Consider the following 24039-nt stretch of genomic DNA (forward strand, 5'->3'; position numbering starts at 1 on the left):
CGGCGAAACTTTCGGAACAACCCCGACATCTTTCGTGCAATGAAACGTAGATGTCACGTGGCTCGCCGTCAATGGGCCTGAAACGTTTCGAGCGTGAGACCGTGGTGCGTCAGGCCGTTGCGCGCAGGGCCGCCGCCGCGGCCTCCAGCCGGGCGGCCGAGGCCAGTCCGGCGTGGTAGACGTGCAACTCGCTCGCGCCCGCCTCGCGCAGCCTCCGCCAGTGCCCGGCCAGGGCCGCGGCGTCGGCGGGCCGGGGCGGCAGCACGGTCACGTACGCGCCGAGCCGCGCGGCCGGTCCCGCCGCGGCCCGCATCGCCCGCAGCGCCTCCACCCCGCCCTCCCAGCACGGGACGATCAGCCGTCCGCCCCCGGTGACGTGCGCCGCGGGGCCGGTGGCCCACGGATCGGGCGAGGCGTGGAAGGCGAGCCGGGGCACCCCGGCCGCCTCCTCGGCCACCGCGTCCCGCAGCGCGGCGACGCCCGCCGCCCGCACGGCCAGGACCGCCGCGGCCCCGTCTTTCAGCACCTCCTCCAGCACCTCATCCATGCCCGCCGCACCGCCCGGAGCCGGGCCCCCGGTGGCCTCCCCGGCCCCCAGGGCCGCGCGCACGCGGGCGGCCAGGGCGTCCGGGTCGCAGCCGGCCGCGGCGAGGGCGTCGCGGCAGGCGGCGCAGAAGCACAGCGACAGCAGGCGCTCCTCCAGCGGGGACCAGTCGGCGCCGGCGGTCTTCTCGTGGCACCCCTGGTGCCCGAAGCCCATCGGCCCGCACGCCTCGGCGACCAGCCCGCCCGGCCGTCCCTGGGCGACGACCTCGCGCACCAGCAGCCGGGCGTACTCCCGCACCTCCGGCGCCGACGGGCACAGCGCGTACGGGTACGCCTCGCCGAACGCGTTGCGCGCCACCAGCCCGGGGTGCCGCCCGCCCAGCAGCGAGGAGTGGGTGAGCACCACCCAGGCGTCCACCTCGACGCCGTGCCGGGCCAGCGCGTCGCGGGCCTCGCCGTAGGCGTCCTCGCTCCCGGTCCAGGCCGCCCCGGACTCCGGCGCGAGCCGGGCGTGCCGCCAGGCGGCCTCGCGCACCGGGACGTACAGGGCCGCGTGCCGCGCGTCCACTACCCGCCGCCGCGGATGCCGCGGGGTCGCGGCCCGCACCGAGTGGTACGCCGCCGCCAGCGCGACCGACCGCACCCCCAGCGCCGCCAGCCGCCCGGCCGCCTCGGGGTCGCCCAGCACGTCCCAGGGGTAGAGGTACCAGGTCGCCGGGGTCACCATCGTGGCAGCGCCGGGTCGAAGTCCGGCCGGAACCTGCGCATGTAGCCGGTGTCGTCGCGCACCTGGCGTCCCGACTCGGTGTACGCCCGGTGCAGCCGGGCCAGCGCGGCCTCGTCCAGCTCCACGCCCAGCCCCGGGCCCGTGGGCACCGGCACCGCCCCGTCCTCGAAGCGCAGCGCGCCCGGCACCACGACGTCGTCGGCCGCGTTCCAGGGGTAGTGCGTGTCGCAGGCGTAGCCGAGGTGGGGGATCGAGGCGGCCAGGTGCGTCATGGCGGCCAGGCTGATGCCGAGATGCGAGTTGGAGTGCATCGACAGCCCCAGCCCGAACGCCTCGCACAGCGTGGCCAGGTGCTGCGTGCGGCGCAGCCCGCCCCAGTAGTGGTGGTCGGAGAGCACCACGTGCACCGCGCCGCGCGCGACCGCGGGCGCGAGCGTGCCGAAGGAGTGCACGCACATGTTGCTGGCCAGCGGCATCCCGGCCGCCCGCGCGACCGCCGCCATGCCGTCCACGCCGGGGGAGGGGTCCTCCAGGTACTCCAGCACGCCGTCCAGCTCCTCGGCGACGCGCCGCCCGGTCTCGGGGGTCCAGGCGCAGTTCGGGTCGATGCGCAGCGGATGCTCCGGGAAGGCCGCGCGCAGCGCCCGGATCGCGGCGATCTCCTGCTCGGGCGGGAACACCCCGCCCTTGAGCTTGATCGAGCCGAACCCGTACGCGTCGATCATGCGCCGCGCCTGCCGCACGATTCCGTCGGGGTCGAGGGCCTCGCCCCACTCGTCGTCCGCCTCGCCCGGGTGCCCGGCCCACTTGTAGAACAGGTACGCGGCGTAGGGCACGGCGTCGCGCACCCTGCCGCCCAGCAGCTCGCTCACCGGCAGCCCGAGGACCTTGCCCTGGACGTCCAGGCAGGCCACCTCGATCAGCGAGAACGCGGCGGCGCGATCGACCTCGCGCGCACCCGGCAGCGCGGCGTCCACCGCGCGGGCGATCAGCGTGGTGGCGAACACGCTCATCCCGCGCACGCTCTCGCGCACCGCGGCCAGGCGGTCCAGGCTCGCCCGGTCGCCGGGGCCCTCGCTCAGCCCCACCACGCCGTCCTCGGTGTGCAGCCGCAGCACGCAGCGCAATGCCAGCGGCTCGTGCACCCCGCTGCTGTTGAGCAGCGGCGGGTCGCGGAACGCGATCGGGACGACCTCCAGGTCGGTGATCCTCATGCGGCGGCCAGCTCCAGCCCGCGCCCGATCAGCTCCTCAAGGCGGCGCAGGTGCTCGGGCGTGGGGTCGAGCAGCGGCGGGCGCACGCCGCCGACGTCCAGGCCGCGCAGCCGTACGCCCGCCTTGACCAGCGCGACGGGGTAGCCCTCCACCTGCTCGCGAAGCTCCGACAGCGGCGCGTAGAAGCCGTCGAGCAGGGCCTGCGCGGTCGCGTCGTCGCCCTTCTCGACGGCCTGGTGGAAGCGCAGCGCGATCTCGGGGGCGAAGGCGAACACCGCCGAAGAGTACAGCGGCACCCCGATCGCCCGGTACGCGCGCACGGTCATCTCGGCCGTGGGCAGCCCGTTGAAGAAGGCGAATCCGTCGCCGGCGGCCCGGCGCACGGCCAGCACCGTGCGCTGCATCGCCTCCATGTCGCCCACGCCGTCCTTGATCCCGACGACGTTGGGCAGCGCGGCCAGCTCCGCCGCGACGCGGGGGCCCGGCACGGCCTGGCCGCGCCGGTAGAACACCACCCGCAGGGAGGTGGCCGCCGCGACCGCGCGGACGTACTCCAGCAGGCCGTCCGGGGGGCCGCCGACCAGGTACGGCGGCATGAGCAGCACGCCGTCGGCCCCGGCCCGCTCGATGCGGCGCACCTGGTCCAGCGCGACGGGGAGCGGCCCGCCCGCCGCGGCGAACACCGGCGCCCGCCCGGCGCTCACCGCGGCGGCGACGCGGGCGCAGGTCTCGACCTCCGCCGGCGACAGGGCGTGGAACTCGCCCGTGCCGCACGCCGCGAACACGCCGCCCGCCCCGGCCTCGACGCCCGCCGCGACGTGCCGCGCGAGCACGTCCTCATCGACGCCGCCGCCGGCGCCGAAGGGCGTCACCGGAAAGAACAGGATCCCCTGGAACCGCATCGCTTCCTCTCGCGGATTCACATATGCGAACCCATTTAGATATGTGGACGCAGTGCGGTACGGTATGGACGATCCGACGACGATGTCAAGGCCGCCGCAACGGGGGGACGAGTGGGCGAGGTAGTGCTGGTGACCGGCGGCTCGGGCCGCGTGGCCACGCTGATCAGGCCGTTCCTGGCCCGGCCCGGCCGCGAGGTGCGCCTGCTCGACCTGGTGCCGCCTCCCGGCGAGCCGCTGCCGGGCGAGACGAGCGTCACCGCGTCCATCACCGACCTGGACGCCGTGCGCGAGGCGTGCGCCGGCGCGTCCCTCGTGGTCCACCTCGGCGGTCACAGCGCCGAGCGCCCGTGGGCGGAGATCGTGCAGACCGATATCAACGGCGCGTACACCGTGCTGGAGGCGGCCCGCCGCGCCGGCGTGCGGCGCGTCCTGCTCGCGTCCTCCGCGCACGTCGTGGGCATGCTCCCCGTCGCCGAGGCCGGCGGCGACGCGGTGATCCCGCCCCGGCCCGACACCTTCTACGGCGTGAGCAAGGCCACCGCCGAGGCCCTGGGCAGCCTGTACGCCGACGCGTACGGCATGTCCGTGGTCTCGGCCAGGATCGGCACCGTGACCCCGGTCGCCGACAGCGTGCGCAGCCTGTCCACCTGGCTCTCCCCGGCCGACGCCGCCCGGCTCGCCGAGGCGTGCCTGGCCCTGGACGAGCCCGGCCACCACATCGTCTGGGGGATCTCGCGCAACCGGCGGCGCTGGGTCTCGCTGGCCGCAGGCGAGGCGATCGGCTACCGGCCCCGCGACGACGCCGAGCGGTTCGCCCCGGACATCCCCGGCGCCTGCCCGCCCCAGCCCACACCCCCCGGGGTGCGGCTCGGCCACGACTGGGGCGGCCCCGGCCGGGAGGTGGGCGGCCGATGGTGATCTCGCCGGGCCCGGGGTTCCGTACGCTAGGCCGCATGGCGTCTACTCCGCCCCGCGATCCCGACGGGCCCGACGAGGAACCGCGGCTGGTCAAGTCCGCCCAGCGCACGATCCAGCTCATGGAGATGCTCGGCGCCGCCCGCGGCCCCATCACGGTCGCCGAGCTGCGCGAGCGAACCGGCTACCCGCGCTCCAGCCTGCACCAGCTCCTGCACACGCTCATCGCCATGGGCTGGGTCGAGCAGACCCCCGACGGCTCGGCGGTCGGCGTCGGCTCGCGCGCGCTGCTGTGCGGCACGGCCTACCTCGACCGCGACCCGGCCCTGCCCTACGCGATCCGCACCCTGGAGCTGATCGGCGACGCCACCGGCTACACCACCCACTACGCCCGGCTCGACGGCGCGAACGTGATGTACCTCGCCACCCGCGAGACCATCGAGCCGCGCCGGGCCACCTCCCGGGTGGGCCGCGAGCTGCCCGCGCACGCGACCGCGCTGGGCAAGATCCTGCTGGCCGAGCGCAGCGCCGGCGAGCTGGCCGAGCTGCTGCCCGAGCCGCCCCTGCCCGCGCTCACCGAGCACACCATCACCGACCTCGGCGAGCTGCTGGCCGACCTGGAGCTGACCCGCGAGCGCGGGCACTCGCTGGAACGGGAGCAGAACACCCCCGGGCTCGGCTGCGTCGCGGTGGCGGTGTCGTACCGCATCCCGGCCACCGACGCCATAAGCTGCTCGCTGCCCATCGACGCCGCCACGGACGAGGAGCTGGAGCGCGTCGCCGGGGTCATCCACGAGCACGCGGCCAAGCTCGCCGCCCGGCTGCGCGCCGAGGGCATCCGCTGACCCCCGCCCGCCCTCATGAGGCCGGGCCGGGGACGCGCTTGTAGAAGAAGCTGCAGTCGCGCGGGACTCCGGCCGTGTCGGTGGCGTAACCGGGCACGACGCCGTACCTGGTCCAGCCGGTGGCGAGGTACAGGCGCTCGGCGTCGCTGCCGGTCTCGGTGTCCAGGACGAGGAGGGACGCCCCCGACCGGACGGCCTCCCGCTCGGCGGCGGCCAGGAGCGCGCGGGCCAGGCCCCGGCGCCGGGCGTCGCGGCGGACCATCAGCTTGACGACCTCGGCCCGATGCCGGGCGTTGGCCTTCCAGGAGCGCGCGAGGCTGATCGTGCCGGTCACCCGCTCCCCGTCGCGTGCCGCCCAGACCAGCAGGGCGCCGGACTCCACGGCCGGGGTCAGCCCTCGCCACCAGGCGGCGGCTTCCTCGGGGCCGAAGGGGGACAGGAAGCCGAGCGAGTCGCCCCCGGCGACCACGTCGGCCAGGACCTCGGCCAGGCCGGGCACGGCAGCGCCGAACTCGGGCGCGCTCATCAGGCCGATCGCGTGCGTCACGGCAGGACCACCAGCAGGGCGTAGCGGACCGGCTCGGAGCCCAGGCAGCGGAAGCGCGACGTGCCCCACAGCCGGAACCGCAGGCAGTCGCCCTCGCGCAGGGCGTGCGCACGGCCGTCGGCGGTGACCTCCAGCCCGCCCTCCAGCACCCAGATGTGCTGCTCCAGCCCCGGGACGGGCGGCCGGTCGTAGGAGATGTCCGCGCCCGGCCGCAGCACGCCCTCCACCACCTCGCCGCGCAGCCCGGCGTGCGGCGGCGACACCGACCGGCGTACGAAGCCGGACTCCTCATCCCGCCACACCGCCTGCTCGGCCGCGCGCACCACCTGCGGCGGCCCCGACTCGACCTCGGCCAGCAGCCGGGACATCGTGCGCCCGTACGCCGCGCACAGCCGGTTCAGCAGCGCCGCGGTCGGGCTGATCTCGCCCCGCTCCAGCCGGGACAGCGTCGAGCGGCTGACGCCGGTGCGCTCGGCCAGCTCCTCCAGCGACCACCCCCGCTCCGCCCGCAGCTCGGCCAGCCGCTCGGCCAGCCGGACCTCCACCAGCTCCTCGCTTCTCACGTGAGAGAAGATATCTCAGATCCGAGACGAGTGCGCGCCGGAGCCGCCCGCCCGAGGTGGCAGCGAAACCCGGTAAACAATGAAAATTACACCGGGAAAAGCTTCGCCAACATGTGGTCTCCGTTTCGGCTTACTTGCCGACATTGACGGCAAAGCGGGGAGATGGCGACGCTGGGTACCGGCACGTCACCGCCGACGTTCCGACGTTCCGCCGCCGTTCGCCGCCGTTCCGTCGTCGTCCCACTGCCGTTCCGTCGCCGTTACGGCGCTGGTCGCAGGCCCGTGAGTCGCACTGCGCCACACAGGGAAGAACCGCGGGGAACCATTCCTATTTGTCGTCATGGAGGGCATTTCATGATGTTCAACCGCTATGGCGGGATCACGCTGTCGCTTTTCCGCATCGTCGTGGGGCTGCTGTTCACCTTTCACGGCCTCGCGACCATGTTCGGCGTCTTCGGCGGGCATCGGGGCACCGGGCGGGCCGCGGAACTGCTGGCCTGGCCCAACTGGTGGGCCGCGCTGATCCAGCTCGTCTGCGGCGCGCTGGTGATGACCGGCCTGTTCACCCGGGTCGCCGCCCTGCTCGCCTCGGGCTCGATGGCGTACGCGTACTTCGTCGTCCACCAGCCGCAGGACCTGCTCCCGCTCCGCAACGGCGGCGAACTGGCCGCCCTGTTCTGCTGGTCCTTCTTCCTCATCGCGGTGCTCGGCCCCGGCACCTGGGCGCTGGACGCCCTGCTGCGCAGGCCCGCCGAGGCCCACGACCAGGCCGGCGCCCCCGCGCCCGCGCCCGCGCCCCTCAGGCGCTCGGCGAGGGTGGACTGACCCGCGCGCACTCCCCGGCCCGCCGGTCGAGCCCGTCCAGCCACTCCACCAGCAGCCGGGCGAACGCGGCGGGCCGCTCCAGGTGCGGCCAGTGGCCGGTGCCCGGCCAGGTGACGACCCGCGAGCCCGGCGGCGCGGGCAGGGACTCCTCCCAGGCCGCCGGCTCCGGGCGCGAGCGCAGGCACAGCGCCGGAACACGGCGCCGGGCCAGGTACGCCGCCGTGGCCGGGCGCGCCCCGAACGCGCCCGGCGCGAGGTACAGCCCCTCGTAGCACTGGGCCAGCACGTGGTCCGGGGTGGCCAGCACCTGATCGCGGATCGGGCCGGGCGGCAGGGCGAGCTGCCGTGCCGCGGCCCGCGCGCCCCCGGCCCGCAGCGCCGCCATCCGGCCCGCGAAGCGCAGCTCCTCCTCCGCGCTCGCCCCGTACGCCGGATCGATCACCACCAGCGCGGGCACCCGCTCCGGATGCTCCACGGCCAGCACCGTCGCGACCTGCGCCCCCATCGAGTGCCCGACCGGCACCGCCTCCGCCACGCCGAGCAGGTCGAGCAGCGCGACCAGGTCGCCGGCCAGGTCGGCGGGGCGATAGCCCGAAGGCGGCGCCGAGGAGCGGCCGTGCCCGCGCAGGTCGGCGGCGATCACCCGCATCCCCGGCGGCAAAGCCGCGACCACCGGCCCCCACGCCCGCCCGTCCCCGCCCCACCCGTGCACGAGCAGCAGCACCCGCCCCTCACCGCCCTGGTGGGCGTAGTGCAGCGTGACCTCACGGAACCGGGCGAACGGCATGAACCCTCCCGAGACAACCCCACGCCGGATCTTCCCCGGGGAAGGAAGCCCTTACCCGCCCTTGACGCTGCGTATCTGACTGATTACAGATTGGAGGGTCGCGTTCACCCTTTGTCGAAAGGACTCCCGTGCGCACTCTCCGGCCGTCCGCCGCGGTCCCCGCCGCGGCGTTCCTGCTCTCCCTGGGCCTGCCCGCCCTCGCGGCCCAGGCCCCGGCGGCGGCACTCCCCGCGGGCAACGCCCCCTCCTGCGTGACCGTCTGGGAGAAGGTCGGCACCGTCACCAAGACGGGCTACGCCAGGAACGACTGCGGTTACACCCTCAACCTGAAGATCGTCTGGTCCCACGGCACCGACGGCTCCTGCCACACCGTCCGCCCCGGCCACACCATCAGCAGCAAGGTCCCCCGAGGCATCCGCGGCTTCGACGGCGCCAACCGCTGCTGACCCCCACCGCCACCCGAGCGAGCCCAACGCCCTACCCAACGCACCGCACCGGCCGCCATCGGCCCGCGCGTCCCCTCCAGCGCCCGCGCGGCCGCTCCCCGGCAGATGCCCGCATGCGCCCGTGCGCGCGTGACCCGGCGTGAAGCGGGCGGCGGCACGGCACGTAATCGGACCCACCGCGCGCGCCCCGGACCACCGGGACGGGGTCCCGTGGCGGGGAGTATGCAGGTGGGAGTGGATCTTTGGCAGGGCGGGATGGGGGTGGATGTCGGAACCTGCGGGCACCTGACGCCCTCCCGCTGCTTCCTCCCGAACGGGAACCTTTCGTGGTGCCGGGCTGCGGCGGGTCGGTCGGCTCGCACTCCGCGGCGGTTCGCGACGGGCCCCGTCGCGCCAGCGTGCGGCCCACTGGCCACATCCGAACAGCGCCCGGCCCTCGCCCCCGTCCGCCGACGCGCGTCCGTGCCCCACTTGTACCCTTCAGTGCGCGCTGCCCCGGCGCCATGCCGACCGACCTGTGTCCGGCACCTCCGTGCGTGCCCGCAGCCACCGGAACGGGTGGTGCCGTGGCGTGGAGGCCGGGGATGGCGATTCGTGTTGGGTGGGCTTCACGGCGGGCGTGGGGCGACGTACGGTGGTGAAACAGAAAGCCGTTTCGCTACGTGGAACATCCCGGAGGGTGGTGGGATGAGCCGGGACGGACGGTCGGGCGGGGTGCGGTGGGTGCCCGCGGATCGGCTGGGGCGGATCGTGCGGTCGATCCTGGGGGCGGCCGGGGCCTCGGTGGAGGCGGGGCGGATCGTGGCCGGGTCCTTGGTGGAGGCCAACCTCGTGGGGCACGACTCGCACGGCGTGCGCAGGCTGGGGCCGTACCTGGACGCGGTGGCGGCGGGGGTGATCGTGCCGGCGGCGCGGCCCGAGGAGGTGCGGACGGCCGGGGCGAGTGCGGTCGTGAGCGGGAACCGCGGCTTCGGGCAGCCTGCCGCGCGGCTCGCGGTCGAGGTGGCCTCCCGGCTGGCGGCCCACCATGGCACGGCCACCGTCGCGATCCGCGAGTGCAACCACATCGGCAGGCTGGGTGAGTACGCCGCCGCGCTCGCCGAGGCGGGGATGATCGGCATCGTGCTCGGCAACGCCGATCCCATGGTGGCCCCCTACGGCGGACGGGAGCGGCGGCTCGGTACCAACCCGCTGGCCTGGGCCGCCCCTCGCGCCGAGGGCGAGGCCCCGGTGCTGATGGACTGGTCCACCGCCGCCCTGGCCGAGGGCAAGGTCGCGGTCGCGCTCGCCCGCGGCGAGCCCGTGCCGGAGGGCGCGGTCGTGGACCGCGACGGGCGGCCCACGACCGACCCCGCCGACCTGTACCGGGGCGGGGCGCTGCTGCCGTTCGGCGGGCACAAGGGCTATGGGCTGAGCGTGCTGATCGAACTGGCCGGCGGCCTGCTCGCCGGGGCCGGCGTCTCCTGCCTGCCCGGCTACGGCGGCGGGTTCGGCACGGTCGTGCTCGCCGTGGACATCGCCGCGTTCCTGCCGCTCTCGCGGTTCCGGGAGCAGGCCGAGGAGCTGTGCCGGGCGCTGCGCGACACCCCGCCCGCCGCCGGCTTCGACCGGGTCCTGGTCCCGGGTGAGATCGAGGCGCGCACCCGCCGCGAGCGCCTGCGAGACGGCGTCCCCCTGACCGAGGCCGAGTGGCGCGAGCTGCGCGAGCTGGCCGCGCGCACCGGCGCGGGCGAGCCCGTCCCGCCGTAACGGGCACCGGCGGCCACCGCGCCGCCGCGCGCGCGCGAGGAGAGGGAGCATGCCAGAGCCGACCCATCCCCCGGCAGAGCCCCCGAGGGTGCCGTCAGAGTCCCCGGAGGTGCCGCCGCCGCGGCGATCTGAGGCGGGGACCGGGAGTGTTCCGCCGCGCGGGCCCGCCGGGCGGCCTGCCGAGGGGCGGGAGTTACGGCGGGTCGTCGGGGGTGCGCTGGTGGGGACGGCGCTGGAGTGGTACGACTTCTTCATCTACGGCACCGCCGCCGCGCTGGTGTTCGGTGACCTGTTCTTCCCCGGTGACGACCCGGCGGCGGGGACCTTGGCCGCGTTCGCCACGTTCGGGGTCGGGTTCCTGTTCCGGCCGCTCGGCGGGATCGTGTTCGGGCACCTCGGCGACCGCATCGGCCGCCGTGCCACGCTGATCGCGACCACGCTGATCATGGGGATCGCGACCGGTCTGATCGGCCTGCTGCCCACCTACGACGCGATCGGGCTGTGGGCGCCCGCGTTGCTGACGCTGCTGCGGATCTGCCAGGGGCTGGGCGCCGGGGCGGAGTTCGGCGGCGCGTCCACGCTGCTGGCCGAGCACGCGCCCCCGGGGCGGCGCGGCTTCTACTGCTCCTTCGCCCAGACCGGGGTGCAGATCGGCCTGGTGCTGGGCACCGGCGCGTTCCTGCTGGTCGGCCTGATGCCGGAGGGGCCGCGGGAGTCGTGGGGCTGGCGGCTGCCGTTCCTGGCCGGGTTCGCCATGATCGCCGTGGCGCTGTACGTGCGGCTGCGGGTCGCCGAGTCTCCGGTGTTCCGGCGGATGGAGAGCACCCGGCGGGTCGTGCGGATGCCGGTCCTGGAGGCGGTGCGCAGGCATCCGCGCGGCCTGCTCATCGGCATCGGCGCGCACATCGGCGACACCGCGCTGATCTACACCCTGGCCACCTTCACCGTCTCGTACGCCACCGCCGAGCTGGGGCTGCCGGGGTCCACCGTCCTGGCCGGGGTGCTGATCTTCGGCGTGGTGGTCATCGCGCTGCAGCCCGTCTACGGCGCCCTGTCGGACCGGGTCGGGCGGCGCCCGCTGAACATCTTCTCCGTCGTCTTCGCCGCGCTGTTCTGGTTCCCGTACTTCCTGCTGGTGCAGACCGGAACCCCGGCGCTGATCCACCTCGCGATGGTGGTGATGACCGCGTTCGGCTTCGCCCCCATGGTGGCGGTCCAGCCCGCCTTCTACGCCGAGCTGTTCGGCGCCCGCGTACGCTACAGCGGCTTCGCCACCTCCCGGGAGCTGAGCACCGCGCTGGTCGGGTTCTCGCCGTTCGTCGCGGCCTACCTCACCGGCCTGCTGGACGGGGCGCCGTGGCTGGTGGCCGCGTACCTGGTGGCGACCGCGCTGGTGACGCTGGTGGCGTTCGTCTTCTCGGCCGAGACCAAGGACATGGACATCACCGCCATCGACCCCGGCCGTCCTGAAACTTTCGGCGCCGCTGGCAGCGGAACCGCAGGGTGAGCAGGTGATGCCTTCGAAAGTTTTCTCAATATCGTTGACACATTTCGGGCCGCTTCGCACACTGAGTCCTCCAGCGACAGCGGAGGTACAGCCGTGCTCGACAGCGCCGTCTCGACCGACGCGGGCAGGACACGCCGATCCGGCCCGCGTACCGCCCTCATCACCGGTGTCATCGCCATCCTCACCCTGGGCTTCGCCATGACGATCTCCCAGCCCGCCACGGCCGCCGACTGCAGCGCCGGCTACGTCGGCCTGACCTTCGACGACGGGCCCAACCCGGGCAACACCGCCAACCTGCTCAACGCCCTGAGGTCCAACGGCCTGCGCGCCACCATGTTCAACACCGGGCAGAACGCGCAGAACAACCAGGCGCTGGTCCGGGCGCAGGTGGACGCCGGCATGTGGGTCGGCAACCACAGTTGGTCCCACCCGCACATGACCCAGTTGAGCGGCTCCCAGATGCTCTCGGAGCTTCAGCGCACCCAGCAGGTCATCCAGCAGGCCACCGGCACGGCGCCCCGGCTGTTCCGCCCGCCGTACGGCGAGACCAACGCCACCCTCCGGTCGGTCGAGCAGCAGCTCGGGCTGACCGAGATCCTGTGGGACGTCGACTCCCAGGACTGGAACGGCGCGAGCACCGCGCAGATCGTGCAGGCCGCGAGCAGGCTGCAGAACGGCCAGATCATCCTGATGCACGACCAGTACGCCACCACGCTCGCGGCCATCCCGCAGATCGCGGCCAACCTGCGCAGCCGCAACCTGTGCGCCGGCATGATCTCGCCCGCCACCGGCAGGGCCGTGGCCCCCGACGGCGGCGGACCGGGCAACCCGACCACCACGCCGACGCCCGGGGGCGCCTGCACCGCCACGATCTCGGCCGGGCAGCAGTGGAGCGACCGGTTCAACCTGTCCGTCTCGGTCTCCGGGACGAACTCCTGGGTCGTCACGGTGACCCTGCGCAGCCCGCAGCGGGTCATCGCCACCTGGAACGGCACCCCGAGCTGGGATTCCAGCGGCACCGTGATGACGATGCGGCCGAACGGCAGCGGCAACACCTTCGGCTTCACCGTCATGCACAACGGGAACTGGACCTGGCCGTCCGTCTCGTGCCGGGCGGGCTGATCCCGCGCCGGCGCTCTCCCCGATGGACCGCGCCCCGCTCGCCGGGTTCGCCGAACCGGCGCGGCCGGGAGGCGGTGGGCCCGTGGCCGGCGCCGGCCACGGGCCCGGCCATGCCACCGCGCCGCCGGCCGGCCTCGGACGCCTGAGACCCCTCACCGGTACGCGGCGGCCTGCAGCGTGTACAGCTCGGCGTACAGGCCGCCGAGGGCCATCAGCTCCTCGTGCGTGCCCTCCTCGGCGACCTTGCCGTGGTCCAGCACGTAGATGCGGTCGGCGTACCTGACGCTGGCCAGGCGATGCGTGATGAGCACGACCGTACGCCCGTCCGCGTGCCGCCTGATCCGCTCGAACAGCGCGTGCTCCGCCCGCGCGTCCAGGGCCGCCGTCGGCTCGTCGCAGATCAGCAGCGGCGCGTCCCGGTGGAAGCCGCGGGCGACCGCGATGCGCTGCCACTGGCCGCCCGACAGCTCCGCGCCGTCCTTGAACCGCCGGTCCAGCAGCGTGCGGTAACCGTGCGCCAGCTCCGCGATCACCTCGTCGGCGCCCGCCACCCTGGCCGCGGCCAGCAGCTCCGCCTCGCCCTTGTCGGTGCCCATCGTGATGTTGTAGCGGGCGGTGAGCGGCCAGCGGGTGTGGTCCTGGGCGATGACGGCGATCGACGCGCGCAACTCGTCCGGTTCGACCAGGCGCACGTCCAGGCCGTCCCAGGCGACGGTGCCGCCCTGCGGCTCGTACAGGCCCGCCAGGATCTTGGCCATGGTGGTCTTGCCGGAGCCGTTTTCGCCCACGAACGCGATCACCTCGCCCCGCCTGATCTCCATGGACACCCCGTGCAGCGCCGGGCTCTCGGCGCCCGGATAGCAGAAGGTGACGTCCTCGGCGGTGATCCGGGCGAAGGAGCGCGGCGCGGGCTCGGGGCGCGGGCCGGTCAGGCGGCGCTCGGCGCCGGCGCAGAAGTCGAGGAAGTCGGTGTAGTACAGGCCCTCCTCGTACAGGCGGTTCACCGAGTGCATCAGGGTGGCCAGGGACGACTGGCCCGACCTGATCGCCAGGATCGCGGTGCCGGCCACGGCCAGCGGGACCGCGGCCACGGCGAGCAGGACGCCCAGCGCCAGGTAGACCAGGCCGGTGCCGACGCCGCCCAGCGCCTCCCCGGCCAGGCGGGCGACGGTCTGCCGCCGGGCCAGGCGCAGCATGACCTCCTGCTCGGCCCGCGCCACCGCGTCGTACATGCGCAGCAGGAAGCCGCGCATGCCGAAGGCCCGCACCTCGGCCGCCGAGCTGCGGTTGGCCAGCAGGTCGCCGACGATCCACTTGCGGCGGTGCACGGGGATGAGGGCGTACATGGTGGTGTAGCGCATGCGCGCCGACCGCACGGCGGCCCAGGCGTCGGGCAGCACGGCGAGCAGCAGCAGCGGCAGCAGCACCGGGTGCAGCACCCCGAGCACGCCCGCCACGGCCACCAGGCCGACCAGCGCGGTCATGACGTTGATCGCCGACATCACCACCGCGTCCGCGGTGGCCACCCCGCGTGCCCTGGCCCGCTGCAACGCGTCGTGGAAGTCGGGGTCGTCGTAGGCGATCAGCTCGACCCGGCTGGTGAGGCCGTACAGGCGCTCCTCGCTGATCCGGGACACCTGCGGGTCCAGGCGCGACTGCGCCCAGCCCGCGACCGCCTGCGTCGTCGTACGCAGTGCCGCCGCCGCGGCGACCAGCGCCAGCGCGGGCAGCGCGTCGCGCACCCGGTCGGGTGTGGGCCCGGAGCGGAACAGCGCCTCCAGCACCCCGGTGGTCGCGAGCAGCCCGAACGCCGTGCACACCCCGCCGGCCAGGTTGCCCGCCACCGCCGTCAGCGCGTCGCGCGGACTGGCCCGCCAGGCCATCCGCCACGCCTCGGCCACCAGCGCGGGCAGCCGCCGTGCGATCGTCAGGAAGCGCACCTCGGCCATCTGGTCGATGTGCGCGTACCAGTCGGAGGCCGTGACCTCCCCGATGTCCAGTCCGTCGTCGTCATGCTCCCCGGTGGTGCGCTCGGCTTCGGCCATGCCCGCAGTGTGCGCGCGGCCCCGGCGCCTGACCATGCCCGCCGGGGTCACGCCAGGTAATCGCCGCGGCACCCAAATGTGATCGTTCCGCTTCTTCCCCCGCGCCGGTTTCGCGGCGCGCCGCTGGGCAGCAGGGGGAGCGGAACCGTACGCGAAGGGGGACCGCCGTCCTTCGCGACGTCCTTCGCGACGTTCTGTGGCGTGCACAACGGGCCGGCCTGAGGCGCCGGCGGGTGATCGCGCTGAGGCGCCGTCGCGTAACCGCGCTCAGGCGCCCAGGTCGCGTACGACGTTGTCCAGGCGCGCGGCGAGCGTGTCGATGTCCTGGTCGCTGAGGTCACCGCCGGGTATGAGTGACATGAGGTCGGCGCGACTGGCGATCACCATGCCGCGGTGCGCCTCGTCGATCTCCGCGGCCGGCAGGACCACGCACTCGCCCCGCACGAACACCAGCGTCGCGTCGTCGCGGTCGGAGCGCAGCAGCTCGCGCACGCATTCCCGATCGATCAGAGTGTTCATGCCCTGCCCGTTCCCCGCTCCCGCGCGCTAAACGTCACCGGTTCCGCTGTGCGGTGCGGACGGATGCGATAAAAGATCATTCGTCTCTGATGTCGCTCCCCCCGAGGTGGAGATGAACACGATCCTCCGGTTATTCGTGGCGCCGCTGTTCGCCGCGGCGCTCGCCGTCACCGCGCTCGCCGCCCCGGTCGGCGCCCAGACCGCCACGGACACCGCCATGGACACCGCCACGGACACCGACCCCCAGCTCGCCGCCGAATGGCAGCACGCCTGGGACACCCACAAGTTCTACGACACCACGCCCCCGGCCCCCGGCTCCGGCCGCAGCCGGGTGCAGACCAGCATCTCGATCACGATCGACGCCCATCCGCAGCGCGTCTTCGCCGTGTACTCCAACCTGGAGAACCACATCGGACGGGCGGCGTTCCTCACCCGGGTCGTCACGCACAAGGACTGGTGCGAGGGCGACACCCGCTACATCAACCTCACGGCGATCGAGGAGATCCCGTACGAGGGCCAGATCGTGGTCAGCAACACCCACGCCCAGCAGCGCATCCACCGCGACGAGCTCTACTACGAGACCGACACCTGGTCGCTGCCCGGCGTCGTCACCCACCAGAAGATCGTATTCACCAAGGTGAAGGGCGGGACCAAGGTCACCGAGCACCTCACCTTCGACGCCGACGACTCACTGATCGACTTCGTCGTCACCAACGGCGTGGCCTCGCACCAGCAGACGCAGGCGGCGCTGAAGCAGGCGATCGAGAGCGGTCGGCTCTGATCCAGGCGGGGCGCGCCCACCCCGGGCCGCGCCCCGGCTCAGGGTCCTGTCTCAGCGTCCCGCGAGGAGGTCCTGCGCCGCGTCCAGGACCTCCTCGGTCGTCACCCCGGCCACCCAGGACGCGTCGTGCGGGCAGCGCTCGGCGGTCAGATCGACGCCGCTGGCCCCGCACACCGGGCAGGCCAGGACCCAGGACAGCAGCGGCCGGTGCCGGCCGCAGGCCAGGGGGGCGGCGTTGATCGCGTTGCCGCACCAGTAGATGCCCACCGTGGGGGCGCCCACGGCCGCGGCCAGGTGGCGCGGGCCGGTGTCGTTGGCGATGACCAGGTCGCACCGCTCGTACAGGGCCGCCAGCCCGCCCATGCCCAGGCCGTCCACCAGCGGGAGGGCCGGGCGGCGCATCGCCGCGACGACGTCGTGCACCAGCTCGCGCTCCGCGCCCGTCCCGGTGACCACGACCGGACGGCCCAGCCGGTCGGCCACGGCCGCGAACCTGCGGGCCGGCCAGCGGCGGCGCGGATCGCCGGCGCCCGGGTGCACCGCCACCAGGCCGGGCGGCGGCTCGCCGAGCACGCGGGCCAGCTCGGCCCGGTCGGCCGCGGTCACCGCGATCCGGGGCTCGGCGGTCTCGGTACGCGCCCCGACCAGGGCGGCGACCTCCAGCATGCGCAGCGTCTCGTGCTGGAAGTAGTGGTAGGGCACCCAGCGGTCCAGCCGTTCCGCGTCGGGGGTGCGCAGCCCGGCGGTGAGCCGGGCGCCGAGCGCGCGTACGAACGGGTTGGAGTAGCGCCCGCCCCCGTGGAGTTGCACCGCCAGGTCGAACCGGCGCCGGCGCAGGCCGTCGTACAGGCCGGGCGGGGCCGCTGGGCCGTCGGCGGGGGCCGACACGCCCGCCACCGGCGGCAGCGCGATCACCTCGTCCACCGGCCCCGGCCGACCGGCCAGGAAACGCCTGTGCCAGTCCTGCCCCAGCAGGGTGAGCCGCGCCTGCGGGTAGGCGCGTTTGAGCGCCTCGATCGCCGGCAGCGACACCACCAGGTCGCCGAGGGCGTTGGCGCGCAGCACCGCGATCCGCCGCACCCCTTCGACAAGGCCGTACACACCGCCGTACACAAGGCCGTCCCCGCACACCCCCGCTGCCACCTCCCGACCTGCTCCTTCCCCTCCGCCCCGGCCGGACACCCCGCGCGCCGCGCCCCGATCCCGGGTACGTCTTGCGCATGCCGGCCGTGCTGATGCTCCGCGCGCTGAACCTGGGCGACCTGCTCGTCAGCGTGCCCGCCATGCGCGCGCTGCGGCGCCGCTACCCGCGCCACCGCATGCTGCTGGCCGGCAACCCCGCCCTGGCCGAGGTGGCCGCGCTCACGGGAGCCGTGGACGAGTGCGTGCCGCACCGGGGCCTCGGCCCGCCCGCGGTCGCGGCGCCCGACGTGGCCGTCGATCTGCACGGGGTCCTGCCCGGCAGCGTACGGGCGCTCCAGGCCCTGCGTCCGCGCCGCCTCGTCGCCTTCGCCTGCGCCGAGGCGGGGCACACCGGCGGGCCGCTCGTGCGGGAGGTGGAGCACGAGGTGGCCAAGTGGTGCCGCCTGGTCAGATACGACGGCGCCGACGCGGACGAGGGCGACCTGCTGCTGCCGCCTCCGGACGTCGCGAGCCCCCGCCCCGGCGCGGCCGTGCTCCATCCGGGCGCCGGGTACGGCAGCAAGCGGTGGCCGCCCGCCCGGTTCGCGGCGGTCGCCCGCGCCCTCGCCGCCCAGGGGCACGAGGTGGTCATCACCGGCACGGCGGCCGAACGCGGCCTGGCCGCCCGGGTGGCCGCCGCGGCCGGGCTGCCCGAGACGGCGAACCTGGCCGGCACCACCGGCATCGGCTCGCTGCTCGCCCTGGTGCACGAGGCGGCGCTGGTGATCAGCGGCGACACGGGGGTGGCCCACCTGGCGACGGCGTACGAGCGCCCCTCGGTCGTCCTGTTCGGCCCGGCCTCGCCGCGCATCTGGGGCCCGCCCGCCAAGCCCTGCCACGTCGCGCTCTGGCACGGCACGGGCGAACGCGAGGTGCTGGCCGACCGCCCGGACCCCGCCCTGCTCCGCATCACCGTCCCGGAGGTGCTCGCCGCGGCGGCCCGGGTCCTGGCCGCGTCCCCGGCCTAGCCGGGCTCGGCGACCGGCAGGGTGAGGACCATGGTCAGCCCGCCGCCCGGGGTCTCCTCGGGGGCGAGGCCGCCGCCCATGGCCTCGGCCAGGCCGCGTGACAGCGCCAGGCCCAGGCCCACCCCGGTGCCGTCGCCGCGGTCGCCCAGGCGCTGGAAGGGCAGGAAGACCCGGTCGCGGGCCTCGGGCGGGATGCCGGGGCCCCGGTCGATCACCCGGATCTCCACCCGGTCGCCGTGCCGGCTCGCGGTGACGAGCACCTTCTCCCGGTCCGGGCTGTAGCGCACCGCGTTGCCGATCAGGTTGACCAGGATGCGCTCCAGCAGCGCCGGGTCGGCCTTGACGTCGGGCAGACCGGCGGGCACGCCGGGGCGCACCCGCTCGCGCAGCGGCGGCTCCAGGTCGTCGATCGCCCGGGGGACGATCTCCTCCGCCGAGGTGGGCTGGAGGTCCACGCCGAGCACGCCGGCCTGGAGGCGGCTCATGTCCAGCAGGTTGTCCACCAGGCGGGTCAGCCGGGCCAGCGACTCGCCGGCGGTGGCCAGCAGCTCGGCGCGGTCCTCGGGGGACCAGTCCACGTCGGTGGCGCGCAGGCTGTCCACCGCCGCCCGTGCCGAGGCCAGCGGCGTACGCAGGTCGTGGCTGACCGCGGCCAGCAGGGCGGTGCGCATCTTGTCGGCCTCGGCCAGCGGGCGGACCCGCTCGGCCTGCTCGCGCAGCCGCTCCTGGCGCAGCGCCACCGCCGCCTCGGCGGCGAACGCCTCCAGCAGCCGGCGGTCGGCGGCGTCCAGGAGCCGGCCGCGGGCCGCCAGGGTGAGGCGGTCGTCGATGACCACGTCGGTGTCGGCGGCGCCGGGGCAGGTGCACGGCGGGCCGCCCGCGCCGGCGACGATCCGCCAGGCCGCGGGCTCGGAGCGGTCCTCGGGGCCGGGCTCGCCGGCGCGCTCCAGCAGCGTGACCGAGGTCAGCCCGAAGGTCTCGCGCAGCCGGGCCAGCAGCGAGGGCAGCGCGGCCTGGCCGCGCAGCACGTGCCCGGCCAGCGTGGACAGCACCTCGGCCTCCGCGCCGGCCCGCGCCGCCTCCCGGGTGCGCCGGGCGGCGAGGTCCACGATCGCGGAGACGGCCACGGCCACCAGCACGAACGCCACCAGCGCCAGCAGCACCTCCGGATCGGAGACGGCCAGGGTGCGGTACGGGTCGGTGAAGAAGTAGTTCAGCAGCAGGAAGCCGCCGAGGGCGGCGGTGACGGCGGGCCACATGCCGCCGGTCAGCGCCACGGCGACGACCCAGACCAGGAACAGCAGGATCTGGCTGGGCAGCCCGAGCGTGTGGCGCAGGGCGTACAGGAGCGCGGTGAGCGCGGGCAGGCCGAGGGCGGTCATGGCCCAGCCCGCGGCGCGGCGGGTACGGGTGAGCGCGGCCCGCGAGGCGGGGCGGCGTCCCTTGCGCACCTCCTCGTGCGTCACCAGGTGCACGTCGATGGGGCCCGACAGCGCGGAGGTCTCCACGCCCACGCCGCGCGACAGGAGCTGGGCGAACCGGCCCCGCCGCGACGCCCCGAGCACGAGCTGGGTGGCGTTGACGCCGCGGGCGAAGTCCAGCAGCGCGCGCGGGACGTCCTCGCCGACGACCTGGTGGTAGCTGCCGCCCAGGTCCTCCACCAGGGCGCGCTGGCGGGCCAGGTGGGCCGGGCCGGAGGCGCCGGTCAGGCCGTCGCCGGTGGTGACGTGCACGGCCAGCAGGTCGGCGCCCTTGGTGCGGGCGGCGATGCGGGCCGCCCGGCGGATGAGGGTGTCGCCCTCGGGGCCGCCGGTCAGCGCGACCACGACCCGCTCGCGCGCCTCCCACGGCCCGGCGATGCCGTGGTCGGCGCGGTAGCGGTCGAGCTGCTCGTCCACCTTCCCGGCGACCCACAGCAGGGCCAGCTCGCGCAGCGCGGTGAGGTTGCCGGAGCGGAAGTAGTTCGCCAGCGCGGCGTCCACCTTCTCCGGCGGGTAGACGTTGCCGTGCGCCATGCGGCGGCGCAGCGCCTCGGGCGACATGTCCACCAGCTCCACCTGGTCGGCGCGGCGCACCACCTCGTCGGGCACGGTCTCGCGCTGGGGGACACCGGTGATGTCGTAGACGACGTCGTTGACCGACTCCAGGTGCTGGATGTTCACGGTGGAGATCACGTCGATGCCGGCGGCCAGGATCTCCTCGATGTCCTGCCACCGCTTGGCGTTGCGGGAACCGGGCACGTTGGTGTGGGCCAGCTCGTCGATCAGCGCTATCTTCGGGGCCCGCGCGATCACCGCGTCCACGTCCAGCTCGGTGAAGGAGGCGCCCCGGTAGGTGAGGGTCCTGCGCGGCAGGACCTCCAGGCCCTCCAGCAGCGCGGCGGTCCGGGGGCGGCCGTGGGTCTCGACGTAGCCCACCACCACGTCGCGCCCGCGCTCGGCGGCCCGGCGGGCCTCGGCGAGCATGGCGTAGGTCTTGCCCACCCCGGGCGCCGCGCCCAGGTAGACCCGCAGCCGCCCGCGCGTGTGGTTCATGTCCGGCCCCCGTCCGCGTACGCCGACCCTCCTGCCTCCCATTGTCCGGACGCGGCGAGGATGACAGCGGGACCCGCTCCCCGGTACGGGCGCTACGCTGCTGTGCCATGCAGGGGACGCGCCTCGACACGGCTCGGATCCGGGCGGCTCGCCGGGTGATCGACCCGATCTTCCTCGACACTCCGCTGTACCGTTGCGAGGCGCTGGAGCGCGTCCTCGGGTGCATGGTGAGCGTCAAGCTCGAAACGGCGAACCCGGTGCGCAGCTTCAAGGCCCGTGGCACCGAGGTGATCGCGAGCCTGCTCGCCGGCGATGGCTCGGGAGCGGTGGTGTGCGCCAGCGCGGGCAACCTGGGGCAGGCCATCGCCTGGTCCGGCCGCGGCCGAGGGCTCGACGTCACCGTCGTGGCGTCCCGCTTCGCGCCCAGGGCCAAGCTCGATCGCATCCGCGCGCTGGACGCCAGGCTGGAGCTGGTGGACGGCGACTTCGACCTGGCTCGCGAGCGGGCGGCGGCCATCGCCCGGCACGACGGCATCCGGCTGGTCGAAGACAGTCTGGACATCGAGACCTGCGAGGGCGCGGCGACCATCGGCCTGGAGCTGGTGGACGCCGCGCCGTCGTTCGACGCCGTCCTGATCGCCCTCGGCGGCGGGGCGCTGGCCACCGGTGTGGGACATGTGGTGAAGTCCCTGGCGCCCCAGACCGAGGTGATCTGCGTCCAGCCGCTGGGCGCGCCGGCGATGACACTCTCATGGCGCCGGCGGCGCGTCGTCACCACCGGCTCGACCGACACCATCGCCGACGGCGTCGCCGGCCGGCGTCCCATCCCGGCCGTCCTGGACGACCTCCTCGTGGTCGCCGACGACGCCGTCCTGGTCCAGGAGGCGTCGATCATCGCCGGTATGCGGATGCTCCTGGACCACGCCGGTCTCGTCGTCGAACCGTCGGCCGCGCTCGGCGTCGCGGCGATCCTCGAAGACCGCGACCGCTTCGCCGGCCGGCACGTGGTCACCATCGTGTGCGGCAGCAACGTGGACGTGGACGCCTATCGCCGCTGGGTCGGCGCGGCTCCCGTCCACGGGTCGTGACGATCGCCCCTTTCGCCGATGAGCGGGTCGTCCGCGCGGGACCGGTCCGATCCTTGACGTAACAAATGAATGGTCGTTTAATTCGAGTCATGGGGCGGATCGCGGGCGTCAGCGCCGCCGAGACCCGGGAGCGGCTGCTGCGCGCCGCCGCCGACGTCTTCGCCGAGCGCGGGTACGACGGCACGCGCGTGGCCGACATCGCGGCGGCGGCCGGGGTGAGCAACGGCGCCCTGTACGCGCACTTCGGCTCCAAGGCCGAGCTGCTGGCCGCCGCGCTGCGCGAGCACGGCCGGCGGGTGCTGGCCACCCTGTTCGCCGCCGACCCCGACCGGTCCATCGCCGGCCTGCTCCTGGCGCTCGGCCGCAGGCTGCCGCGCCGCCGCGACGCGCCCGGTCACCTCATCGTGGAGGCGCTGGTCGCCGCCCGCCGCGACGACGACCTGGCCGGGCCGATGCGCGACTACGTCGGCGAGCGCGCCGGCTGGATCGCCGACCTGGTGGGGGCCGGGCAGTCGGGCGGCGAGCTGGACCCGGCGGTGTCGCCCAACGCCCTGGCCCACCTGTGCCTCCTGCTCGCCATGGGCAGCGCCCTCATCACCCCCGACCTGCACGAGGTCGGCGACGAGGAGTGGACGGCGCTGCTGACCCGGCTCGTGGCCGCCCTCGCCCCCGCCGGCACGACTCCTTCACAGACCGCCGCACACCCTTCCGAGACCGCACAAAGGAGTGCCTCGCCGTGAAAGTGCACATCGACCCGGGCCGCTGCCAGGGGCACGGCCGCTGCTACACCCTCGCGCCCGGCCTGTTCGGCGAGGACGAGGAGGGCTACGGGCAGGTCGTCGGCGACGGCGTCGTGCCGCCGGGCGAGGAGCAGGCGGCGCGCCTCGCGGTGGCCAACTGCCCGGAACTCGCGATCGAACTGCAGGAGGAGGCGTGAGATGACGGTGGACGACCGCTTCACCCGCGACCACCGCGACACGCGTGGCGAGCTGCCCCTCGGCACGCGCAACGAGATCGTCGTCGGTCCGGTCTCCGACTGGGCCGAGGACTTCTCCCATCTGGAACCGGAGTGGGCGGCCGATCCGTACCCGATCCAGGACGACCTGCGGCGGCGCTGCCCGATCGCGCACACCGGCCGCTTCGGCGGCGGCTGGCTGCCCACCCGCTACGAGGACGTCGCCGCCATCGCCTACGACACCGAGCGCTTCTCCTCACGCTCGATCATCATGAGCAACTACCGGCCGCCCCTCGAGCTGGCCCCCATCGGCGCCACGCCGCCGATCTCCTCCGACCCGCCCTTCCACCACGACGCCCGCAAGCTGCTGCTCCCGGCGTTCACCAAGAGCGCCGTCGCCAAGCGCGAGGCGGCCACGCGCGCGTTCTGCCACGCGCTCGTGGACGGATTCGAGGGGCAGCCGGTCGTGGACGCCGCCCGCGACTACGCCCAGCACATCCCGATGCGGGTCATCGCCGACATGCTGGGCTTCCCGCCCGAGGACGGGCCGCGGTTCCGGGAGTTCGTGGAAAACGCGCTCGAAGGCGTCAACCTGCCGCCGGAGGAGCGCCTGGCCCGCATGGAGAGCCTGTTCGACTACCTGTACGCGCAGATCCGCGACCACGTCGAGAACCCGCGCGACGACCTGACCACCTACCTGATCGACGCCGAGCTGTACGGGCGCAAGCTCGACCCCGCCCACGTGGCCGGCACGATCGCGCTGCTGCTCATCGCGGGCATCGACACCACCTGGAGCGCCATCGGCGCCTCGCTGTGGCACCTGGCCAAGACCCCGGCCGACCGCGAGCGGCTGGTGGCCGAGCCCGAGCTGCTGCCGACCGCGATGGAGGAGTTCCTGCGCGCGTACGCGCCGGTCACCATGGCCCGCCTGGTCAAGGAGGACATGCACTGGCGCGGCGTGGACATGAAGGCCGACGACTGGGTCCTGCTGTCCTTCCCGGCGGCCAACCGCGACCCGGAGCAGTTCGAGCGGGCCGGCGAGGTGGTCATCGACCGCGAGGTCAACCGGCACGTCGCGTTCGGCCTGGGCATCCACCGCTGCGTCGGCTCGCACCTGGCGCGCATGGAACTGCGGGTCGCCCTGGAGGTCTGGCTGGAGCGCGTCCCGGCCTTCACGCTCGACGACCCCGGCGCGGTCACCTGGTCGCCCGGTCAGGTGCGCGGCCCGCGGACGCTCCCGCTGCGCATCGGCTGACGGCGCGGCCCGGGCGC

23 protein-coding genes are annotated in these 24039 nt (G+C 74.6%); 13 read left to right on the top strand and 10 right to left on the bottom strand.

Going from position 1 to position 24039, the window contains the following annotated elements; genetic code table 11:
* Positions 1–109: 109 nt before the first annotated feature.
* The 3 genes from HNP84_RS05845 to HNP84_RS05855 are packed head-to-tail and all read right to left on the bottom strand — an operon-like array spanning position 110 to position 3389.
* Positions 110–1273, bottom strand: coding sequence for a hypothetical protein (locus tag HNP84_RS05845; RefSeq protein ID WP_185048307.1), 1164 nt, complete (start codon positions 1271–1273; stop codon positions 110–112).
* Positions 1267–2487, bottom strand: coding sequence for an enolase C-terminal domain-like protein (locus HNP84_RS05850; protein ID WP_185048308.1), 1221 nt, complete (start codon positions 2485–2487; stop codon positions 1267–1269). The genes HNP84_RS05845 and HNP84_RS05850 overlap by 7 nt, the downstream gene beginning before the upstream one ends.
* Positions 2484–3389 (bottom strand): 5-dehydro-4-deoxyglucarate dehydratase, encoded by a 906-nt coding sequence (locus HNP84_RS05855; RefSeq protein WP_185048309.1) that lies wholly within the window; start codon positions 3387–3389, stop codon positions 2484–2486. The genes HNP84_RS05850 and HNP84_RS05855 overlap by 4 nt, the downstream gene beginning before the upstream one ends.
* A 111-nt stretch (positions 3390–3500) precedes the next feature.
* On the opposite strand from HNP84_RS05855, the gene HNP84_RS05860 reads away from it, so the two are divergent.
* Together HNP84_RS05860 and HNP84_RS05865 are read left to right on the top strand one after the other, a co-directional pair.
* A complete protein-coding gene (locus HNP84_RS05860) occupies positions 3501–4307 on the top strand; it encodes an NAD-dependent epimerase/dehydratase family protein (protein WP_185048310.1) in 807 nt (268 codons plus the stop codon).
* Positions 4308–4342: 35 nt separating this feature from the next.
* Positions 4343–5149, top strand: a complete 807-nt coding sequence (locus HNP84_RS05865; protein ID WP_185048311.1) for an IclR family transcriptional regulator — start codon at positions 4343–4345, stop codon at positions 5147–5149.
* A gap of 13 nt (positions 5150–5162) precedes the next feature.
* On the opposite strand, the gene HNP84_RS05870 is transcribed toward HNP84_RS05865, so the two are convergent.
* Both HNP84_RS05870 and HNP84_RS05875 read right to left on the bottom strand, forming a co-directional pair.
* Positions 5163–5696 (bottom strand): GNAT family N-acetyltransferase, encoded by a 534-nt coding sequence (locus HNP84_RS05870; protein WP_312923920.1) that lies wholly within the window; start codon positions 5694–5696, stop codon positions 5163–5165.
* Positions 5693–6259 (bottom strand): helix-turn-helix domain-containing protein, encoded by a 567-nt coding sequence (locus HNP84_RS05875; RefSeq protein WP_185048312.1) that lies wholly within the window; start codon positions 6257–6259, stop codon positions 5693–5695. Before HNP84_RS05875 ends, HNP84_RS05870 begins: the two co-directional genes overlap by 4 nt.
* A gap of 354 nt (positions 6260–6613) precedes the next feature.
* Here HNP84_RS05875 and HNP84_RS05880 point away from each other — a divergent pair, with 354 nt between their 5' ends.
* Positions 6614–7084 carry a DoxX family protein gene (locus HNP84_RS05880; RefSeq protein ID WP_185048313.1) on the top strand — a complete coding sequence of 157 codons (471 nt, stop codon included), beginning with the start codon at positions 6614–6616 and terminating at the stop codon, positions 7082–7084.
* Here the strand turns inward: HNP84_RS05880 and HNP84_RS05885 are convergent.
* Positions 7059–7871, bottom strand: coding sequence for an alpha/beta fold hydrolase (locus HNP84_RS05885; protein WP_185048314.1), 813 nt, complete (start codon positions 7869–7871; stop codon positions 7059–7061). The two genes, HNP84_RS05880 and HNP84_RS05885, sit on opposite strands and share 26 nt — an antisense overlap.
* Positions 7872–7999: 128 nt before the next feature.
* On the opposite strand from HNP84_RS05885, the gene HNP84_RS05890 reads away from it, so the two are divergent.
* The 4 genes from HNP84_RS05890 to HNP84_RS05905 all read left to right on the top strand — a co-directional run bounded on the left by HNP84_RS05890 (position 8000) and on the right by HNP84_RS05905 (position 12695).
* The gene (locus HNP84_RS05890) at positions 8000–8317 is read left to right on the top strand and encodes an alpha-amylase inhibitor (protein WP_185048315.1); all 318 of its coding nucleotides are present in this window, start codon (positions 8000–8002) and stop codon (positions 8315–8317) included.
* 687 nt (positions 8318–9004) lie between these two features.
* Complete coding sequence (locus tag HNP84_RS05895) at positions 9005–10066, top strand: Ldh family oxidoreductase (protein WP_185048316.1); 1062 nt, start codon at positions 9005–9007, stop codon at positions 10064–10066.
* Positions 10067–10286: 220 nt separating this feature from the next.
* Entirely contained in the window at positions 10287–11573 is a 1287-nt protein-coding gene (locus HNP84_RS05900; protein ID WP_221335885.1) for an MFS transporter, read from the top strand.
* A gap of 93 nt (positions 11574–11666) precedes the next feature.
* Entirely contained in the window at positions 11667–12695 is a 1029-nt protein-coding gene (locus tag HNP84_RS05905; protein WP_312923924.1) for a polysaccharide deacetylase family protein, read from the top strand.
* A gap of 152 nt (positions 12696–12847) precedes the next feature.
* On the opposite strand, the gene HNP84_RS05910 is transcribed toward HNP84_RS05905, so the two are convergent.
* Positions 12848–14740, bottom strand: coding sequence for an ABC transporter ATP-binding protein (locus HNP84_RS05910; protein WP_185048318.1), 1893 nt, complete (start codon positions 14738–14740; stop codon positions 12848–12850).
* 267 nt (positions 14741–15007) lie between these two features.
* Positions 15008–15259, bottom strand: coding sequence for a hypothetical protein (locus HNP84_RS05915; protein ID WP_185048319.1), 252 nt, complete (start codon positions 15257–15259; stop codon positions 15008–15010).
* Positions 15260–15371: 112 nt separating this feature from the next.
* On the opposite strand from HNP84_RS05915, the gene HNP84_RS05920 reads away from it, so the two are divergent.
* The gene (locus HNP84_RS05920) at positions 15372–16040 is read left to right on the top strand and encodes a hypothetical protein (RefSeq protein ID WP_185048320.1); all 669 of its coding nucleotides are present in this window, start codon (positions 15372–15374) and stop codon (positions 16038–16040) included.
* A 51-nt stretch (positions 16041–16091) separates the two neighbouring features.
* Here HNP84_RS05920 and HNP84_RS05925 read toward each other — a convergent pair whose 3' ends face one another.
* Positions 16092–17183, bottom strand: coding sequence for a glycosyltransferase family 9 protein (locus HNP84_RS05925; RefSeq protein ID WP_312923954.1), 1092 nt, complete (start codon positions 17181–17183; stop codon positions 16092–16094).
* Positions 17184–17260: 77 nt separating this feature from the next.
* Between HNP84_RS05925 and HNP84_RS05930 the strand changes: the two genes are divergently transcribed.
* Entirely contained in the window at positions 17261–18190 is a 930-nt protein-coding gene (locus HNP84_RS05930) for a glycosyltransferase family 9 protein (protein WP_185048321.1), read from the top strand.
* Here HNP84_RS05930 and HNP84_RS05935 read toward each other — a convergent pair.
* Positions 18187–20724: a DUF4118 domain-containing protein gene (locus HNP84_RS05935; RefSeq protein ID WP_185048322.1), complete on the bottom strand. Its 2538-nt coding sequence runs from the start codon at positions 20722–20724 to the stop codon at positions 18187–18189. The two genes, HNP84_RS05930 and HNP84_RS05935, sit on opposite strands and share 4 nt — an antisense overlap.
* A 107-nt stretch (positions 20725–20831) precedes the next feature.
* Between HNP84_RS05935 and HNP84_RS05940 the strand changes: the two genes are divergently transcribed.
* The 4 genes from HNP84_RS05940 (at position 20832) to HNP84_RS05955 (ending at position 24022) form a co-directional block, all read left to right on the top strand.
* Entirely contained in the window at positions 20832–21812 is a 981-nt protein-coding gene (locus HNP84_RS05940; RefSeq protein ID WP_185048323.1) for a threonine ammonia-lyase, read from the top strand.
* An 89-nt stretch (positions 21813–21901) separates the two neighbouring features.
* Positions 21902–22552: a TetR/AcrR family transcriptional regulator gene (locus HNP84_RS05945; protein WP_185048324.1), complete on the top strand. Its 651-nt coding sequence runs from the start codon at positions 21902–21904 to the stop codon at positions 22550–22552.
* Entirely contained in the window at positions 22549–22749 is a 201-nt protein-coding gene (locus HNP84_RS05950) for a ferredoxin (RefSeq protein WP_185048325.1), read from the top strand. The genes HNP84_RS05945 and HNP84_RS05950 overlap by 4 nt, the downstream gene beginning before the upstream one ends.
* A gap of 1 nt (position 22750) precedes the next feature.
* Positions 22751–24022 (top strand): cytochrome P450, encoded by a 1272-nt coding sequence (locus HNP84_RS05955; protein ID WP_185048326.1) that lies wholly within the window; start codon positions 22751–22753, stop codon positions 24020–24022.
* The last annotated feature ends 17 nt before the right edge of the window (positions 24023–24039 follow it).

This window comes from Thermocatellispora tengchongensis (assembly GCF_014202315.1).
In the GTDB taxonomy this organism is placed as follows: domain Bacteria; phylum Actinomycetota; class Actinomycetes; order Streptosporangiales; family Streptosporangiaceae; genus Thermocatellispora; species Thermocatellispora tengchongensis.

Coding starts and splice junctions, on each gene's coding strand:
- HNP84_RS05915 (WP_185048319.1), bottom strand. CDS start 15,259: ATGAACACTCTGATCGATCGGGAATGCGTGCGCGAGCTGCTGCGCTCC.
- HNP84_RS05930 (WP_185048321.1), top strand. CDS start 17,261: ATGCCGGCCGTGCTGATGCTCCGCGCGCTGAACCTGGGCGACCTGCTC.
- HNP84_RS05920 (WP_185048320.1), top strand. CDS start 15,372: ATGAACACGATCCTCCGGTTATTCGTGGCGCCGCTGTTCGCCGCGGCG.
- HNP84_RS05880 (WP_185048313.1), top strand. CDS start 6,614: ATGATGTTCAACCGCTATGGCGGGATCACGCTGTCGCTTTTCCGCATC.
- HNP84_RS05945 (WP_185048324.1), top strand. CDS start 21,902: ATGGGGCGGATCGCGGGCGTCAGCGCCGCCGAGACCCGGGAGCGGCTG.
- HNP84_RS05895 (WP_185048316.1), top strand. CDS start 9,005: ATGAGCCGGGACGGACGGTCGGGCGGGGTGCGGTGGGTGCCCGCGGAT.
- HNP84_RS05855 (WP_185048309.1), bottom strand. CDS start 3,389: ATGCGGTTCCAGGGGATCCTGTTCTTTCCGGTGACGCCCTTCGGCGCC.
- HNP84_RS05865 (WP_185048311.1), top strand. CDS start 4,343: ATGGCGTCTACTCCGCCCCGCGATCCCGACGGGCCCGACGAGGAACCG.
- HNP84_RS05885 (WP_185048314.1), bottom strand. CDS start 7,871: ATGCCGTTCGCCCGGTTCCGTGAGGTCACGCTGCACTACGCCCACCAG.
- HNP84_RS05850 (WP_185048308.1), bottom strand. CDS start 2,487: ATGAGGATCACCGACCTGGAGGTCGTCCCGATCGCGTTCCGCGACCCG.
- HNP84_RS05955 (WP_185048326.1), top strand. CDS start 22,751: ATGACGGTGGACGACCGCTTCACCCGCGACCACCGCGACACGCGTGGC.
- HNP84_RS05935 (WP_185048322.1), bottom strand. CDS start 20,724: ATGAACCACACGCGCGGGCGGCTGCGGGTCTACCTGGGCGCGGCGCCC.
- HNP84_RS05845 (WP_185048307.1), bottom strand. CDS start 1,273: ATGGTGACCCCGGCGACCTGGTACCTCTACCCCTGGGACGTGCTGGGC.
- HNP84_RS05940 (WP_185048323.1), top strand. CDS start 20,832: ATGCAGGGGACGCGCCTCGACACGGCTCGGATCCGGGCGGCTCGCCGG.
- HNP84_RS05910 (WP_185048318.1), bottom strand. CDS start 14,740: ATGGCCGAAGCCGAGCGCACCACCGGGGAGCATGACGACGACGGACTG.